Origin of the sequence: Alteromonas sp. KUL106, from assembly GCF_009811415.1 — a bacterium.
GTDB lineage: Bacteria > Pseudomonadota > Gammaproteobacteria > Enterobacterales > Alteromonadaceae > Alteromonas.
In genome coordinates, this window is the sequence record NZ_BLIG01000053.1 from 1 (window position 1) to 16,571 (window position 16,571).

13 protein-coding genes are annotated in these 16,571 nt (G+C 46.9%); 9 read left to right on the forward strand and 4 right to left on the reverse strand.

What is annotated here, in order from left to right; translation table 11 throughout:
- Positions 1 to 182: 182 nt before the first annotated feature.
- From GVO63_RS18160 to pepA, 3 genes are read right to left on the reverse strand one after another with little or no spacing between them, the layout of a single operon-like run.
- Positions 183 to 2,957, reverse strand: coding sequence for a valine--tRNA ligase (locus GVO63_RS18160; RefSeq protein ID WP_159581721.1), 2,775 nt, complete (start codon positions 2,955 to 2,957; stop codon positions 183 to 185).
- Between the two features lie 35 nt (positions 2,958 to 2,992).
- The gene (locus tag GVO63_RS18165) at positions 2,993 to 3,415 is read right to left on the reverse strand and encodes a DNA polymerase III subunit chi (protein ID WP_012519633.1); all 423 of its coding nucleotides are present in this window, start codon (positions 3,413 to 3,415) and stop codon (positions 2,993 to 2,995) included.
- 6 nt (positions 3,416 to 3,421) lie between these two features.
- Positions 3,422 to 4,927: a leucyl aminopeptidase gene (pepA, locus tag GVO63_RS18170; RefSeq protein ID WP_159581735.1), complete on the reverse strand. Its 1,506-nt coding sequence runs from the start codon at positions 4,925 to 4,927 to the stop codon at positions 3,422 to 3,424.
- A 263-nt stretch (positions 4,928 to 5,190) separates the two neighbouring features.
- Between pepA and lptF the strand changes: the two genes are divergently transcribed.
- Together lptF and lptG are read left to right on the forward strand one after the other, a co-directional pair.
- Positions 5,191 to 6,291 (forward strand): LPS export ABC transporter permease LptF, encoded by a 1,101-nt coding sequence (gene lptF, locus GVO63_RS18175; RefSeq protein ID WP_159493504.1) that lies wholly within the window; start codon positions 5,191 to 5,193, stop codon positions 6,289 to 6,291.
- A complete protein-coding gene (lptG, locus tag GVO63_RS18180) occupies positions 6,292 to 7,353 on the forward strand; it encodes an LPS export ABC transporter permease LptG (RefSeq protein ID WP_159581723.1) in 1,062 nt (353 codons plus the stop codon).
- A gap of 100 nt (positions 7,354 to 7,453) precedes the next feature.
- Here the strand turns inward: lptG and GVO63_RS18185 are convergent, their stop codons facing one another.
- Positions 7,454 to 8,035 (reverse strand): RDD family protein, encoded by a 582-nt coding sequence (locus tag GVO63_RS18185; protein WP_159581725.1) that lies wholly within the window; start codon positions 8,033 to 8,035, stop codon positions 7,454 to 7,456.
- A gap of 244 nt (positions 8,036 to 8,279) precedes the next feature.
- On the opposite strand from GVO63_RS18185, the gene GVO63_RS18190 reads away from it, so the two are divergent.
- The 7 genes from GVO63_RS18190 to GVO63_RS18220 all read left to right on the forward strand — a co-directional run bounded on the left by GVO63_RS18190 (position 8,280) and on the right by GVO63_RS18220 (position 16,376).
- Complete coding sequence (locus GVO63_RS18190; protein WP_159581737.1) at positions 8,280 to 10,310, forward strand: TonB-dependent receptor; 2,031 nt, start codon at positions 8,280 to 8,282, stop codon at positions 10,308 to 10,310.
- Positions 10,311 to 10,482: 172 nt separating this feature from the next.
- On the forward strand, positions 10,483 to 11,016 hold the full coding sequence (locus tag GVO63_RS18195) for an RNA polymerase sigma factor (RefSeq protein WP_159493507.1): 534 nt from the start codon (positions 10,483 to 10,485) through the stop codon (positions 11,014 to 11,016).
- Complete coding sequence (locus GVO63_RS18200) at positions 11,013 to 11,747, forward strand: anti-sigma factor (RefSeq protein ID WP_159493514.1); 735 nt, start codon at positions 11,013 to 11,015, stop codon at positions 11,745 to 11,747. Before GVO63_RS18195 ends, GVO63_RS18200 begins: the two co-directional genes overlap by 4 nt.
- A 166-nt stretch (positions 11,748 to 11,913) precedes the next feature.
- A complete protein-coding gene (locus GVO63_RS18205) occupies positions 11,914 to 13,506 on the forward strand; it encodes a DUF4331 domain-containing protein (protein WP_159581727.1) in 1,593 nt (530 codons plus the stop codon).
- Positions 13,507 to 13,517: 11 nt separating this feature from the next.
- A complete protein-coding gene (locus GVO63_RS18210; RefSeq protein ID WP_159581729.1) occupies positions 13,518 to 14,096 on the forward strand; it encodes an Ig-like domain-containing protein in 579 nt (192 codons plus the stop codon).
- Positions 14,097 to 14,179: 83 nt separating this feature from the next.
- Positions 14,180 to 15,250, forward strand: a complete 1,071-nt coding sequence (locus GVO63_RS18215; protein ID WP_159581731.1) for a lipopolysaccharide assembly protein LapB — start codon at positions 14,180 to 14,182, stop codon at positions 15,248 to 15,250.
- A 28-nt stretch (positions 15,251 to 15,278) separates the two neighbouring features.
- A complete protein-coding gene (locus GVO63_RS18220) occupies positions 15,279 to 16,376 on the forward strand; it encodes a HupE/UreJ family protein (RefSeq protein ID WP_159581733.1) in 1,098 nt (365 codons plus the stop codon).
- Positions 16,377 to 16,571: the final 195 nt, after the last annotated feature.

Below are 16,571 nucleotides of genomic sequence, written 5' to 3' on the forward strand. Positions count from 1 at the left end.
TCGCTAGGAATCTTGCCAGCACCTTCTGAGTGGGCAATGATCTATGCGGATTGGTATGACAAGCCACCTCGACAGCTAACGTTATTGAGCACGAGAAGAGGCAAACGAAAAAGGGTTACCTGTCGGTAACCCTTTTACTTAGTTGAAAGTAAGGCAGCCCTTCAAAGGGCTACCCTCTCTTTTTAAAGCGCTTTAATTGTTTCAAATTGCTCTTTAAGTTTTGCGAGGGCTTTTTCACCTTCGTCCAACTTCGCGCGCTCTTTCTCAATGACCTCGTCTGGCGCATTGCTCACGAACTTCTCATTACTTAATTTGCCACGAGTACGAGATACGTCTTTCTCGATTTTCTCCATGGCTTTAGTAATACGGGCCAGCTCTGCGTCTTTGTCGATTAGCCCCGCCATTGGGATAAGAATTTCCATCTCGCCGACCAATGCCGTTGCACTCGCTGGCGCTTGCTCACCGTCTTTCAAGATAGTGACGGTTTCAAGTTTAGACAGCTTATCAAGGAACGCTTTAGCGGCATCAAGACGACGGGCATCTTCATCACTTACGTTCTTAAGTAGCGCATTTAGCGGTTTGTTTGGTGAGATATCCATTTCACCACGGATATTACGAATACCCACGATAAACTTCTTCACCCACTCGATATCAGCAAGTACGTTGTCGTCTTGTTTCGCTGCATCAACTTCAGGGAATGCCTGAACCATAATGCTTGCGCCCTCTTCTACCTTAAGCGCACTGAGTGGCACAACGCGCTGCCAAATCGTGTCGGTGATAAATGGCATTAGCGGGTGCAACAAGCGAAGCAGGCTTTCAAGTACGTTAATAAGCGTATGACGTGTACCGCGCTTTTCAGCTTCAGTGCTGGCGTCGTTGTTAAGCACTGGCTTAGTAAGCTCTAGATACCAGTCACAGAACTGGTTCCAAGTAAACTCGTAAACCGTTTGCGCCGCAATGTCGAAACGGTAATCTTCTAGCGCTTTTTCAAACTCAACCAGCGTTTGTTGAAACTTAGCCCAAATCCATCGATCGGCCATGCTAAGTACCATTTCGCCACCGTCACGACCTGTGTCGTGCTCTTCTGTGTTCATCAATACGAAGCGCGATGCATTCCAAATTTTGTTACAGAAGTTGCGGTAGCCTTCAACACGAGCCATATCGAAGTTGATATCGCGGCTGGTTGACGCCATAGCTGCAAACGTAAAGCGCAATGCGTCTGTACCGTAGGCTTGAATACCATCAGGGAATTGCTTACGGGTACGCTTAGCAATCTTTTCAGCAAGCTGAGGCTGCATCATGCCGGCAGTGCGTTTAGTGACGAGCGACTCAATATCAATACCGTCAATCAAATCGATGGGGTCAAGCACGTTGCCCTTCGACTTTGACATTTTATCGCCGTTCTCATCGCGGATAAGACCCGTAATATAGATGTCTTTAAACGGAATTTTGCCCGTGAACTTCTTGGTCATCATGATCATTCTGGCAACCCAGAAGAAGATGATGTCAAAGCCGGTTACTAGTACTGAAGACGGCACGAAGGTTTCAAGATCTGGCGTTTCTTTTGGCCAGCCCATGGTCGCAAACGGCCATAGTGCACTTGAGAACCAAGTATCAAGAACATCATCATCCTGTGAAAGGGTTACGTCACTGCCAAGGCCGTGCTTTTCACGCACTTCTTCTTCGGTGCGGCCAACAAAAACGTTGCCGTTTTCGTCATACCACGCAGGAATGCGGTGTCCCCACCACAGCTGACGTGAAATACACCAGTCTTGAATGTTGTGCATCCACTGGTAGTAAGTCTTGTTCCAGTTCTCTGGCACAAAACGAATTTCGCCGCTTTCAACCGCTTCAATTGCAGGCTTAGCAAGAGACTCAACCGCTACATACCACTGGTCAGTTAGGTAGGGTTCAATTACCGCACCCGTTCTGTCGCCGCGCGGCACTTTAAGCTTGTGCGGCTCAATCTTAACCAATGCGCCTTGTGCGTCTAAATCAGCAACAATTTGCTTACGGGCGTCGAAGCGATCTAAACCGCGATACGCTTCTGGCGCATCATCATTAATTTTCGCATCGTCGGTAAGAATGTTGATCATAGGTAGGTTGTGACGCTTACCCATGTCGTAGTCGTTAAAATCGTGAGCTGGCGTAATTTTAACGCAGCCTGTACCGAATTCTTGATCAACATAGTCATCGGCGATAACCGGAATTAAACGGCCAGTAATCGGCAGCTTGATTTCCTTGCCAATGAAGGCTTGATAGCGCTCATCATCTGGGTGAACAGCAACCGCCGTATCGCCTAGCATGGTTTCAGGACGCGTTGTCGCTACCACTAACTCACCACTGCCATCTGCAAGTGGATAGCGCATGTGCCACATATGGCCGTCTTCTTCTTCGTTCAGTACTTCTAGGTCTGATACCGCAGTGTGAAGCACTGGGTCCCAGTTAACCAAACGCTTACCGCGATAAATAAGACCTTCTTCGTGCAGCTTAACGAACACTTCAGTGACGGCTTTAGACAGGTCTTCGTCCATGGTGAACACTTCGCGAGACCAATCAGGTGACGTACCTAAACGGCGCATTTGGCCGGTAATAGTACCGCCGCTGTGCTCTTTCCATTCCCACACTTTTTTAATGAAGTCTTCTCGGCCTAAATCGTGACGCGTTTTTCCTTCAGCGTTAAGCTGACGCTCGACCACCATTTGGGTAGCAATACCGGCGTGATCGGTACCCACTTGCCATAAGGTATTATCGCCTTTCATGCGGTGATAACGTGTCAGGGCATCCATTATGGTTTGCTGGAAACCATGGCCCATGTGAAGGCTACCGGTCACGTTGGGTGGCGGAAGCAAAATACAATAAGGGTCGCCGCTACCTGACGCTTTAAATAAACCCGCCTCTTCCCATGACTTGTAGCATTGCTGCTCGATGGACTGCGGTTCGAAGGTTTTATCCATTACACACTCTCAAATTGAAGCTAAACGCGAATGACTTATGCAGACTTGAACTGCATGTTGCATCCAGCTTGCTGATAGTTTTTGTATCTTACCCGCGCGGCCTGTTTGGCGTTCTCGTCCACGGGTACAAAATCGATGATTTGACGATGCTGGTTGGGTGAAGGCACCATACCGGAACCCACATTAACCACCATTTGTCGTCTGGCTACCTGCTCTGGCCGCCAACAAATTTCCACCGGCGTTCCCGATTGTGGCCCTTCACCATAAAGGTTATGAGGCACAAAGCGGTCGGCCGGCAGCTGCCACAACAATTCATCAACTTCTTCAGCTTGCGCCTGTGTATCGCACAGCACGCTAATCTTTTGCTTATTGGCAAACGCTGACGCAATGACTTCACTGGCGCGGCCTGCCACGCCATTATCACTGCTAGTAAGTTGATAAAATATCACTTGTGGCATGAATGATTAGTCCTCTAACTTGATATTAGCGCGGTTCATTAAGAACTGAGACAACATAGGTACAGGACGACCTGTTGCCCCTTTGTTTTTACCACTGCGCCATGCCGTACCGGCAATATCAAGGTGCGCCCAGTTGTACTTCTTCGTGAAGCGTGACAAGAAACAACCCGCGGTAATTGACCCTGCAGGGCGACCACCAAGGTTTGTCATGTCGGCAAACGGGCTTTCAAGCTGCTCTTGATAATCGTCCCATAACGGAAGACGCCATGCGCGATCTGAGCTTTGCTCTGACGCATTAAGTAGTTCGTGAGCCAGCGGATTGTGCGTACTCATCACAGCTGTTGCATGGTGACCAAGTGCGATAATCGCTGCGCCAGTTAGCGTGGCTACGTCAATCACTAGCTCTGGGTCGAAGCGCTCAACGTAGGTTAACGCATCGCACAATACCAAACGACCTTCCGCATCAGTGTTCAGTACTTCAACGGTTTGACCCGACATGGTCGTCAGGATGTCACCAGGACGATACGCTTTGCCATCGGGCATGTTTTCACAGCCTGCCAATACGCCAATAACGTTAATGGGCAAATTCAGCGCCGCGATAGTGTGCATAGTACCAAGTACGCCCGCAGCCCCCCCCATGTCGTACTTCATTTCGTCCATGGCTTCGCCAGGCTTAATTGAAATACCGCCTGAATCGAAAGTAAGGCCTTTACCTACAAGCACAATTGGCGCTTGGTCTGCAGGACCACCGCGATGATGCATAATACTCATCATACTTTCGTTGTCTGAACCACGGCCAACAGCCAAATACGCTTGCATACCAAGCTCAGCCATTTGAGTTTCATCGACCACCTCAGCGGTGACGCTGTCGTATTGGCTTGCTAATTCCTGTGCTTGCTGCCACAAGTACGCAGGGTTACAAATATTTGGCGGCATGTTTGCCACGTCTTTGGTTACTTTCGTACCACGAGATACCGCAAGACCATGCTCAACCGCTCGCTCACCCACGGTAAGTTCACGGCGTGTAGGTACGTTAAATACAATTTTACGCAAAGGACGACGAGGCTCACCTTTCTTGGTTTTAAGCTGCAAAAAGGTGTAAAGCGTGTCTTCGGTTGCCTCTACCGCTTGGCGTACTTTCCAATACGTGTCACGACCTTTAACGTGAAGTTCGGTAAGGAAACATACCGCTTCCATTGAACCCGTTTCATTTAAGGTTTGAATGGTTTTGGCAATAATGTTTTTGTACTGACGCTCGTCAAGTTCGCGTTCTTTACCACAACCGACTAGAAGCACGCGCTCGCTGAGTACATTTGGCACGTTGTGTAGCAACAACATTTGGCCCGCTTTACCTTCAAGGTCGCCACGGCGTAATAAGTTGCTGATATAACCTTCACTGATTTCGTCTAGTTGTTCAGCCACCGCCGTTAGGCGACGCGGCTCGAAGACACCCACAACAATACATGCACTGCGTTGTTTTTCAGGACTGCCACTTTTTACACTAAACTCCACGATATCACCTCGCTTTTCGTCGTTTATGGTTTGCACGATGACTAAAATCACGTAACGTTTCGCGCTGCTTTATGTTTTAATACGCAGCATAACTTTTTAGTTCGCTGCAATTCACGCTTACAGACCTATTGAATATAGGTTAAATTTGCGTCAAAACACCATGCAAACGGTTTATGATTGCAGGCAAAACTTGTAAAAACGGTAAGTTTAAACAAAATTGTGCTTTCTTTCACTAAAATTCCTAATTTTCCGGAAGGGCTGAGATGCTGATATTCCGCTATTTACTTAAGGAAACGCTGAAATCTCAGTTAGCGATTTTCTTTATCCTAATGGCCATTTTTGTCACCCTAAGGTTTGTGCGCGTTTTAGGCGATGCATCAGACGGTGATATACCCGCTGGACTTGTACTTGGCTTCCTAGGTTTATATGCCCCTATTCTCTCCTCACTCGTACTACCTATCAGTGCCTATCTAGGCATCATGTTGGCGCATGGAAGACTGTATGTAGACAGTGAAATGACCGTCATGCGAGCGTGCGGCATCAGTGAATGGTACGTCACGCGGGTAATGCTGTTTTTATCCGTACTTATCATGATTGTCACGGGCGCGATTACGCTTTACTTCGCCCCATTGGCTGCAGAAAACGAATACCAACTTCGAGAAAAAGCCCGTAATGAGGCGGGAATATCGGCGCTAATGCCAGGCCGGTTCCAGCAAACGGGTAACGAAAAAGCCGTTATTTTTGTGCACGATGTAGACAACAACGATAAGTTACAACGTGTGTTTTTATCGCAGAATCAAACGGATGACAGTGAAGGCGACGTGCGCGTAGTGTATGCGCAAACTGGCGAAGTGGCCAATAACCCAGACGGTACCCGAAACCTCGTTTTGAAAGAAGGGGTACAGTACGAGGGCAAACAGTCTGAAAAAGCCTATCGAAAAGTAGAGTTCGACGAATACCAAATTCAGATTGCCGATAAGCCAGCAGATGAAACTCGTCGCAAGGTAAGTGTGTTGCCTACCAACGAGCTTTGGGAAGACGACAGTATTGAAGCCAGAGCCGAACTTCAATGGCGTATTGCCATACCGCTTTCCATTCCGTTTTTAGTGTTGATTGCTGTACCGCTAAGTGCAGTCGACCCGCGTCAGGGACGCTTTGGCAAAATGTTCCCCGCCATACTGCTTTACTTGGGCTACTTCTTGCTGTTGCTTGCGAGTAGACGGGTGTTAGAAGACGGAAAAATGCCACCTCAACTGGGCTTATGGTGGGTGCATACCATCATGCTTATTATCGGGGTTACGTTGATTGTGCGAGACAGAAAAACCGGCACAGAGCTTCGCGCCTGGATATTGGGGAAAAAATAGATGTTTAAAATCCTCGATTTATATATTGCGCGTACGCTGCTAGGCACTATTACCGTTACGTTAAGCGTGCTTATTGGCTTAAGCGCATTGATAAAATTTGTAGAACAGCTACGTAAAATTGGCGAGGGCGACTATGACATGCTCGTCGCTTTTATCTATGTCTTGCTAAGCTTGCCTCGCGACTTAGAGCAATTTTTCCCTATGGCCACATTACTCGGCGGCCTCATCGGTATGGGTGTACTGGCGAGCAACAGCGAGCTGGTAGTGATGCAAGCTGCGGGCATGAGCCGCTGGAACATCATAAACTCGGCCATGAAGTCGACCCTTTTAATGATTTTATTGGTGATGGCCGTTGGCGAATGGGTAACCCCTTACAGTGAAACCAAGGCTAAGCAAATAAGAACTGAAGCTATCTCAGGCGGGAGCCTATTTTCATCGGATAAACTAGTGTGGGCTAAAGATGGCGACCGGTTTGTAAGTATTGGCCAAGTGTTAAGCCAAGATTCCCTCAAAGATGTAAGCATTTTTAGCTTTAACCCAGACTTGTCGCTAGAGAGCATTACTTACGCAAAAAATGGCGCTTTCGATGGAGACGGATGGTGGTTAAGCGATGTTGAAGTAACCCAGTTTTCTGAAACGAAAGTGACATTGAATGAAAACAATCGCATGCGCTGGAACTCAACGCTGACGCCAGACAAGCTAGGGATTGTTGCCGTTAAGCCAGAAGCTTTATCGATTACGGGGCTGCTTGATTACGTAAACTACCTGGAAAATAACGACCAAGACCCCTCTCGCTATCAGTTAGCCTTGTGGCGCAAGGTGTTTCAGCCTATTTCCGTGGGCGTAATGCTTTTGATGGCATTGTCATTCATTTTCGGCCCGCTGCGCAGCGTTACTATGGGCGCAAGAGTCATTATGGGAGTACTGACAGGCTTTGGATTCTTTATTCTTAACGAAGTATTTGGCCCAGTAAGCTTGGTTTATCAATTGCCGCCATTCCTTGGCGCCTTGCTACCCAGTTTATTGTTTGCAGCCATTGCAGGGGTAATGTTGAGGCGTTGAGCAAGCTATCAGCATTCGTCTAATTTAACAGTCAAAGCTTAAAAAAAGAGGCTTCTTGCAGCCTATTTTTTAATGATTTTTTAGCGCCGTACAAGGCATTTTACCAGCTCTTGTGGTCATTCGCTTCTTTGGTCAATTTCAATACTTCGGTCTTTGCGAGGCGGTCTTGCAATGATTGCTTATTTTTGAAATCGAATAACACAAGTAACGTACCCAAACCACCCAATGATGCGACGAGGCGGATGAACAAGCGCGGCCACGTCATGGGTTCTTCGACCGTACTATAAATACGTAAACGCCAAGCGCGCATTCCCAAAGTTTGGCCACCTCTGCGCCAGAACCACAAGAAAAAACCGGCTATCCACAGGCCTACCCACGTTTGAATAAGCAGCTTATAGCCAAATGAAGCCTGGATCAGGTCGGCGGGTTCAGCATAGCCTTGCAGGTCAAGCGCACCGTTTTTCAGCATAACCACCAGCGTTACGATCATGACCATGGCTGCACACATGCCCACAGCGGTGGCCACAAGCGTATCGTAAATCATAGCCAACAAGCGTCGCACAAACCCCGCGCGCACGAACGACGAGCTGTCAGGTTCTGAATTGCGTGTCTCATTATCACCTTCCGCTTTATTCAGATTAGATGATGTCTGGTTCTTGGCTTTTCTATCGTGTCTCGCCACTGGCTTCTCTTAGCTGCATTGATAACTTCGTATATTTTGACACAAGCACCTGTGAGCTTAAACAACATAAACCACACTTAATGCCTTTTAATGAAGCAATAACCTTTAACGCTAAGTGAGAAATATTTCTCAACATTTGCATCCAAGCCTCATAGATAGCCGTTAATAAAATTACAAATGGACGAAAGAAGTAAATACGGTGACACATAAATCTTTTTCAACGGCGGCGCTAGCACGGGCACTAATGGTAAGTTCTGTCTCTATCAGTATGAGCTCTGCATTAGCGCTAGATGATCCCGAAGGCGATATCGAACATATTCGAGTGCGTGGTGACGTTTCAATAAAAGACGGCGAATTCATTTCAGCTTCTCAAGGATGGGTGTCTGGAGACACGCTAATTGAGCGGCCTATGCTTCGAGCTGGTGAAATACTTGAATTTATCCCCGGTATGATGGTGACCCAACACAGCGGTTCGGGCAAAGCCAACCAGTATTTCCTGCGCGGCTTTAATCTGGACCACGGTACCGATTTCACGGTAAGTGTTGACGGCATGCCCGTGAACATGCGAAGCCATGGGCACGGCCAAGGTTACAGCGACCTTAACTTTATTATCCCAGAATTTATTGACAACCTTAGCTATTTCAAGGGCACTTACTACGCCAACATTGGCGATTTTTCTAGCGCTGGCGGTGCATTTTTCAACTTGCGAGATTCTCTTGAGAACAATCAGCTGTTTCTAAGCTTGGGGGAATATGGATTCAAACGCGCCGTTGCGTTAAATGGCTTTGAAGCCGACGAGCACCGTGTTGTTACAGCCCTCGAATACCAAACCTACGAAGGCCCTTGGACTGATGTTGACGAAGACGTAAAAAAGAAAAATGCCCATATTCGATATATTACGCCCTTGCTAGGTGGCCAACTGACCATAACGGGGATGGCTTACGACAATAGTTGGAACGGGGCAGACCAAGTACCAGAGCGCGCGATACAAAGCGGTTTAATCGACCGTTTGGGATCTATTGATACCCAAGTCGGCGGAGAGTCATCACGCTACAGTTTGTCAGCAAACTACTCAAGTGATACCTGGAATGTTTCACTCTATGCCATAGACACAACGCTTAGCCTGTTTTCGAACTTTACCTACTTGCTTGATAATCCGGAACGAGGCGATCAATTTGAGCAAGCTGATGACAGAAAAATTTACGGCGGTGAAGTTTTCACTACCCTTCCCTTGGCTATTACGAGTGGAAGCAGTATTACGTTGGGTGGACAGTGGCGTTTTGACGACATTGATAATGTTGGTTTGTACCGCACCCAAAATCTAACGCGCTTTGGCACCGTTAGAGAAGACGAAATAGACAGCAATAGCTATGCACTTTTTGCCCAGTCAAACATTGTATTAAGTGATGCACTTAGTTTGTCATTAGGTGGTAGATACGATTATTTAGACGTTGATGTAACCAGTAATCTAGATGCAAATTCAGGTAATGAAAGCGATGGCTTGTTTACATTAAAGGCGGGCTTGAAATACAGCTTATCCGACCAACTCACCGCATTTGCCAACATTGGTCAGGGCTTTCATTCAAACGATGCGAGAGGAGCAACCCTCAGGATTGACCCTGTGACCGGTGATGAAACAGAGGCAGCCCCCTTACTCGTGAAGAGCCTTGGCTATGAAGCGGGGATTAATTATACCGATAATAAAACCTACAACTTGTCTGCCGCACTATGGCGGTTAGAGCTCGATAGTGAACTGGTTTACGTTGGCGATGCTGGTTTTACCGAGGCTAGCCGCCCCTCTGAAAGACACGGCATCGAAGTAAGTGCCTACTACTGGATTAGCCACCACGTCACAACAGACATCGAAGCGGCATGGACAAAAGCGAGATTCAGCGACCGTGTTGAAGGCGAAGGCCGTCACATTGATGGCACCGTACCCGGCGTAGTAAGCGCAGGCTTAACCTATTACCAACAGAGTAATCAGTTAGGGTTCAGTTACACATTGAGAGGTCGCTATTTAAGTTCTAGAACCGTTGAAAGTTTCGATGAAATTACACCACCATCGACGTTTTTAATAAATGCACAGGTCGCTTATCGTCAGCCAATGTGGGACGTGACTTTAGAGGTACTCAATGCCTTAGACAGTGACGATCATGATATTGACTATTTCTATGCATCGCGACTACCTGGAGAGCCGGAAGACGGTATAGAAGATTTGCATTATCACCCTGTTGAGCCAAGAAATGTGCGCCTTACCGTTTCCCTTAAATACTAGGCGAGCAGAGGTTTTTAATCGTCATAACGGCGCGAGCGCTTTTTAAGTACCGCTATTTTTGTGTGATTAATCAAAAAGGGTGCTAGTTTAAATACTTAGAAACATTATTTTTGTTTCATTAGCGAGTCTTTTTGTGAAGACAGCGCCATAACAATAAAAGGTAGGAGCAACGATGGAACATGAAACTTTGTTCCCACTGCTGTGTAAAACGGCAGACGGTGACAAAAAAGCGTTCGCAGAGCTTTATAAAATAACCAGTCCACAGCTTTATGCGGTTGCGTTAAAGCTATTAAAACGGCCTGAACTTGCCGATGAAGCCACACAGGATGCCTATATAAAAATATGGCACAATGCGGGCAATTATCAGCGAGGTAAAGGCACAGTGTTGACGTGGATGGTCAGTATTGCCCGCTATCGCGCGTTAGATTTGATTCGCTATCACAATGTAAGAAACGAGGTTGAGCTTGACGATGATGCCCCATCAGGAGCAGAAGGCGCCCAAACCATCAAACTTGGTGCCGAACAGGCAAAATTGGCGGCTTGCCTTGATGAACTTGATGGTCCTCAGCGACAAGCTATTCATTTAGCCTACGTTAACGGGATGTCTCATCAAGAAGTGGTGAGTCATTTAGCGTCTCCCCTTGGAACAATAAAAAGCTGGATAAGACGAGGCTTGCAAAGCTTGCAGAGGTGCCTGTCACTATGAATTATTTAAAAGAAGAACGACTGAATGCCCTGGCGGCAGAATACGTTGTTGGAACCCTTCGTGGTAAGGCTCGCACGCGCTATCAAAAGCTAATGATGCAGTATCAAGCCGTCAGCGAAGCAACAGCGCAGTGGGAACAATACCTGACGGGCTTTGCAGAAACGCTCGCCCCAGTTTCACCGCCTGACGACGTTTGGGAAAATATCCAAATAAGACTTGGACATAAAGCGGTTGACGAGGCTAGCGCTGGTAAGGAAACACCTTCTTCCAACGAGCCTGGTCGAATCATCGACTTTGAGAAAGAAAAACAGAAGCGCTGGAAAAACTTATCGTTTATATCCACAGCAGCTGCAATGGTATTAGCCGTATTACTTTTCGTCATGCAGCCAGTACCTGCGCCTGAAATATCGCATATCGCCGTGGTTAACAATGCCGACAACACGCCGTTATGGGTAATAGAAGTCTCTGACGAAACCATGAATGTTAAGGTAACTGATGCCTTTGTTGCATTGGCTGATAAAGACTATGAACTTTGGATGGTACCAGCAAACGGTGAAGCACCGATTTCCCTTGGCCTAATGCCTGAAGCCAATGGCGATACAAGGGCGACGCCGGATATCCTGCTTGATCAAAGCATCGCGGCGTTGGCAGTAAGCTTGGAAGCACCGGGCGGCTCAGTAACAGGATCGCCAACTGAAGTGCTTTACATTGCTCCGATTGTGTCGGTTTAATTTTTTCAAAGAAGAAATAACATACGCCAAGGCCACATATTATGTGGCCTTTTTTACTTTTAACGCTTTCATAAAAACTTTTTCCATCTTTTTACATTTTTTTGCATCTAAAGCGAAAACTCATTCGTTTGGTCTTTTGAACTCATAAAAAACAGAGAGACTCGACATGATCCAATTCAAACGCAAAACCTTGTCTTTGGCCGTTGCTGTGACGTGTGCAGCAATAACAGCTGGCGCAGTCGCGTCAAGTCATAGAGAAGCACCCAATATTACTCGTCACCCAGCGCTTGATAGCACTGACTTCTACGCTTTCAACAGTTATGAGCAAGGTCGTGAAAATTACGTCACCTTTATCGCTAACTATATTCCACTGCAAGATGCCTACGGTGGCCCTAACTATTTCGCGATGGACCCGAACGCCCACTATGCCATTCATATTGATAGCGATGGGGATGCGGTAGAAGATATCAGCTTTGTATTTAATTTTAACAACATGCTTGCTGCTGGTAACGAAGGTATTGCGCTTCCGATTGGTCCAGAAGGCAATCAGAAAATGGTAAAAGTACCGCTTAAAAATGTAGGCGGTATCAGCGCAGACGATTCAAGTGCCGCGAATTTTTCAGAAATGTACAGCCTCACCATGGTGAGTGGCGATATGCAAACAGGTACCCGCACTACGCTTACGCCAGCCATGGGCGATATGTTTAAAAAGCCGCTTGACTACATCGGTAATAAAACCTTCACCAGCGAAACGGAATATGCGCGCTACGCTGAAAGCTTTATTTACTCATTCAGCATTCCTGGCTGCGATAACATGGGGAAAGTGTTTGTTGGCCAACGCAAAGACCCCTTCGTTGTGAACTTGGGCAAAACGTTCGACTTGGTAAACTACGTTCCTGTTGAGGGTGACAGTGCGCCGGGTGCAGGCGATGGCCAGGGGTTCCCGGGCGGTATTACACAGAGCGCGATGAACGATGACTTGGTAGACAAAAACGTAACCGCCCTTTCTATTGAAGTACCAAAAGCGTGTGTAACAGGTGACGGCAACGGCGTCATTGGCAGCTGGACAACAGCAAGTTTGCCACAAGCGCGCATTCTAAACCCAGATGCCACTTTTGCTAAGCCTGAAACCAACGGTGGTGCCATGACACAGGTGTCTCGCTTAGGTAGCCCGCTGGTGAATGAGCTTGTTATTGGAATTGGTGACAAAGACAAATTCTCTTCTTCTCACCCAAGTACAGATGGTCAATTCGCTGACTATGTGACCCACCCTTCGCTACCAGAACTGCTCAATATTCTGTTTAGAGATGCGGTGAACAGTACGCTAGGTACCGACATTGAAACCCTTGCGCCAACTAATTTCCCACGTGTGGACTTAGTGACAGCGTTCCTAACCGGCTTCCCTGGTGTGAACCAGCAAGCTACCGTAACAGCGTCTGAAATGCTGCGCCTAAACACAGGGATCCCAGCAACACCCGCCGAGTCTCAGTCAGCATTTGGCGTAGCAGGCGATGATTTAGCAGGTTTCCCTAACGGTCGCCGCCCAGGTGATGACGTGGTTGATATTGCCCTTCGCGTAGTGATGGGTCGCTTGTGCTACCCCATCCCGGTGGCAGGTGAAGACACTGACTTAGGCTTGTGTTCACCAGAAGATGCAAGCGTAGGTAACGTACCCTTCACAGACGGTGCTCCCGTTGATGCAAGCATGATTGACTCGTCATTCCCGTATCTAAAAACACCGCTTGCGGGTTCTGAATAGGGAGACCCATCATGTCCATGAAAATTAGCCAAACAAACAAAAGCTTTGGTAACGCTTCAGTGAAAACGCTAGCGCAAGCTATACGCCAAAAACACCGTTTGTGGATTGTTTCTGGGTTGGTATTGGCACTCTCTGGCTGTTTTGACAGTGATGACGATGACGATTATCAAGCGCCAGAAGAAAACGTAGCGCCAGTGGCCGTTGATGAGATGCTGACGACTCAGGCTGACATTGCCTTTGACGGAACGCTAACCGCAAGCGATGCAGACGGCGATGCGCTCACCTTTGGTCTTGGAGAAGACGGCAGTTTAGGTAGTGCAGTAGTCAACGCTGACGGCAGTTTTACCTACACGCCTAATGCTCAGGTTACAGGTGGCGATAGCTTTACTTTTACCGTATCTGATGGCGTTAATCCCGAGGTTACTGCTACCGTGAGTGTGACTATAGAAGCGCAGCAAGTATCGTTTTCTAGCTATACCCGCGACGCATTTAACCAAGCACCTACCGATGAACCTTTACCGGTAAACGGACGAGAGTTCACCCAAGATGCTGACGACACTACATTCGATGATTTATTGATAGGTCAATAATCCCCATCGAATGCGAGAAAAGTGTTAGCAGGTAACAAGTGTCAACCGTAAAGCCAGGGACGGCTTTTTTTAAGGACGAATTGATGAAGTATGTAAAACGCCCAGCGCTGAAATTCGCTTTAGTAAGTGCATTGTTAGTCTTATCACCTTGTTCGGTCTTCGCACAACCTCAAAAGCTAGATTTCGATACGGTTATCGCAAGCTGGCAGCCTCAACATTTATCGATAGCGAACTTAGATGAAGCAGAGAAAGTGCTGTCTTCAAGCCGCTACCTCTCGGCAACCGGAGACGAAAGAGAGCGCGTGATTCGATTTACAAACAGGATGCGAAAGGATTTCACCTCATTAAATGCTGGGCAAAGAGAACGCCTAGTCATACTAGAGGCACGATTATTACAAGGCATTCATAAATTTGAGCAGGCCGAGCAGCACCTAAAACAAATTACACACTTTCGCTCACCAGGGGCTTACTTACTTATGGCAGATATTGCCATTCAACAAGGTGACGCTAAAAAAGCGAAAGAGAACTGCGAGAAGCTGGTAGGAAAAACAAGCTTTCTCATTGCCTTTACATGTATGGTAGATGCTGAGTTCTCACAAAACACAGAGTCTAAATTACTGAAAAAGCTTAAGGCTTTTGAAACCTATACCAGCAAGGCCAGAGTCGCAGAGCGCCAATGGTTTTATGAAGTACTTGCAGATATGTCACTGCAGCTTGGTGGCGCTGAAGAGGCGCTTCAGCACCTGTCACAGACCGAGTTTGAACACCTCCCCATCAGCGCCATGTTAGTTTGGGCAGATGCTAATTTTGCGTTAGAAAATTATGAAGTGGTAACTTCCACGCTTGCCCGACTTGTTCCCGATATATCGAAGGCTGATGACGGTTTACTGCTTAAATGGGTCAAGGCAGAGCGTAAACAAGGGGTTGAATCTTCAGCAGTACAATCTCAGCTAGCAAAAAACATGGAAATAAGAGTTTGGCGAGAAGACAGTTCTCATGCTGCACAAGTCGCCACATACTTTTTGGAGATAGCGCCTAATTATCCACTGGCGGTTAAATTCGCTGAACTCAATTGGCAGTACGCCCAGGCCTCAAGTGACAAACGCCTGCTAGAGCGCGCTCGCTCAGCACTTGACGCTTCAGCAGAAGCGTAACGGCCTCAACCCTTTCAGTGAACGACTCATGATTAGATTTATTGCATTTTTTATCTTCGCCGCCTTCAGCGGTTTGTCATTATCTCACGAATTAAGTAACGGCTACTTAACGCTTAACAAGGCATCGAACGACACGCTTTCAGGCGAACTGTTGTTGAAGCCTGAAGATATTGGGCGTACTGCGGGGTTAGATATTAATAACGACGGCACCCTGACTTGGGGTGAAGTAAACAGAAACCATAATTTGGCGAACGGTTACATTCAAAATAATCTGGTAATTCGCGATAACGAGAGCCGGTGCATTGTGGCCGTTGCCCCACCCTCAATGAGAGATATATCTGCTGAGTCATTATTGGTGTACCCGCTTACCGTGCATTGCGCTTTTTTAAACGATGTCTCAGTGCGCTACACAGGTATGATGAATGACTTCCCTACACATAAATTACTCGCTTCAATAACCCTTGATGAACAAACCAGCGTGCATGTTCTAGATAGCGAACGCTCATTTATCACTGTTTCTCCTCAAGACAATAATTGGGTTTCCCAATTTGGTGAGATGGTTTACCAGGGTATTTGGCATATTTTTATTGGCTTAGATCATATCTTATTTTTAGTCGCCACATTACTTACTGTTAATCTATATAGAAAGAATAAACGTTGGGTCAAAGCACATAGTAAGAGGCACATATTAAAGAGCACAGTCATTTTGGTCAGCACGTTTACCCTAGCGCACTCCATTACGTTAACGGCTACCGCCCTAGATTTTATTAACCTTAACAGCCGAATTGTTGAGTTAGGCATTGCGATATCAGTTGTTATTACAGCACTCAACAATGTGTTTCCCATGATCCTGCGTTTGGGTTTTATCACTTTTGGATTTGGCCTACTTCATGGAATGGGCTTTGCGAGTGTGTTTGGCGACCTTAATGCCCAGTCAGGCAGTTTGGTAATGAACGTTATGGCTTTTAATATAGGGGTTGAGTTAGGCCAACTTGCTATCGTGACACTGCTTCTTCCCTTACTCATTTTAGTGAGAAACGTAAAACTTTATTCGAAAGCTATTATGCCCATTGCGTCGTCAATCATTGCGGTAATAGCAATTAACTGGACACTTCAGCGTTGGTGATAGCCGACGCTTTATTGATTATTAATAAACAATATAGAACGTCGAATGCGTTTTTGGACAATCTTTCGGCACTTGATCATAAAAAGCTTAAAAAGTTGTTGTATAGGCGCGACGCATCGCTATAATGCCAAGCATCGACATCGCGTTGATAACCTTACACAATGCCAGTGTGATGGAATTGGTAGACATGACGGA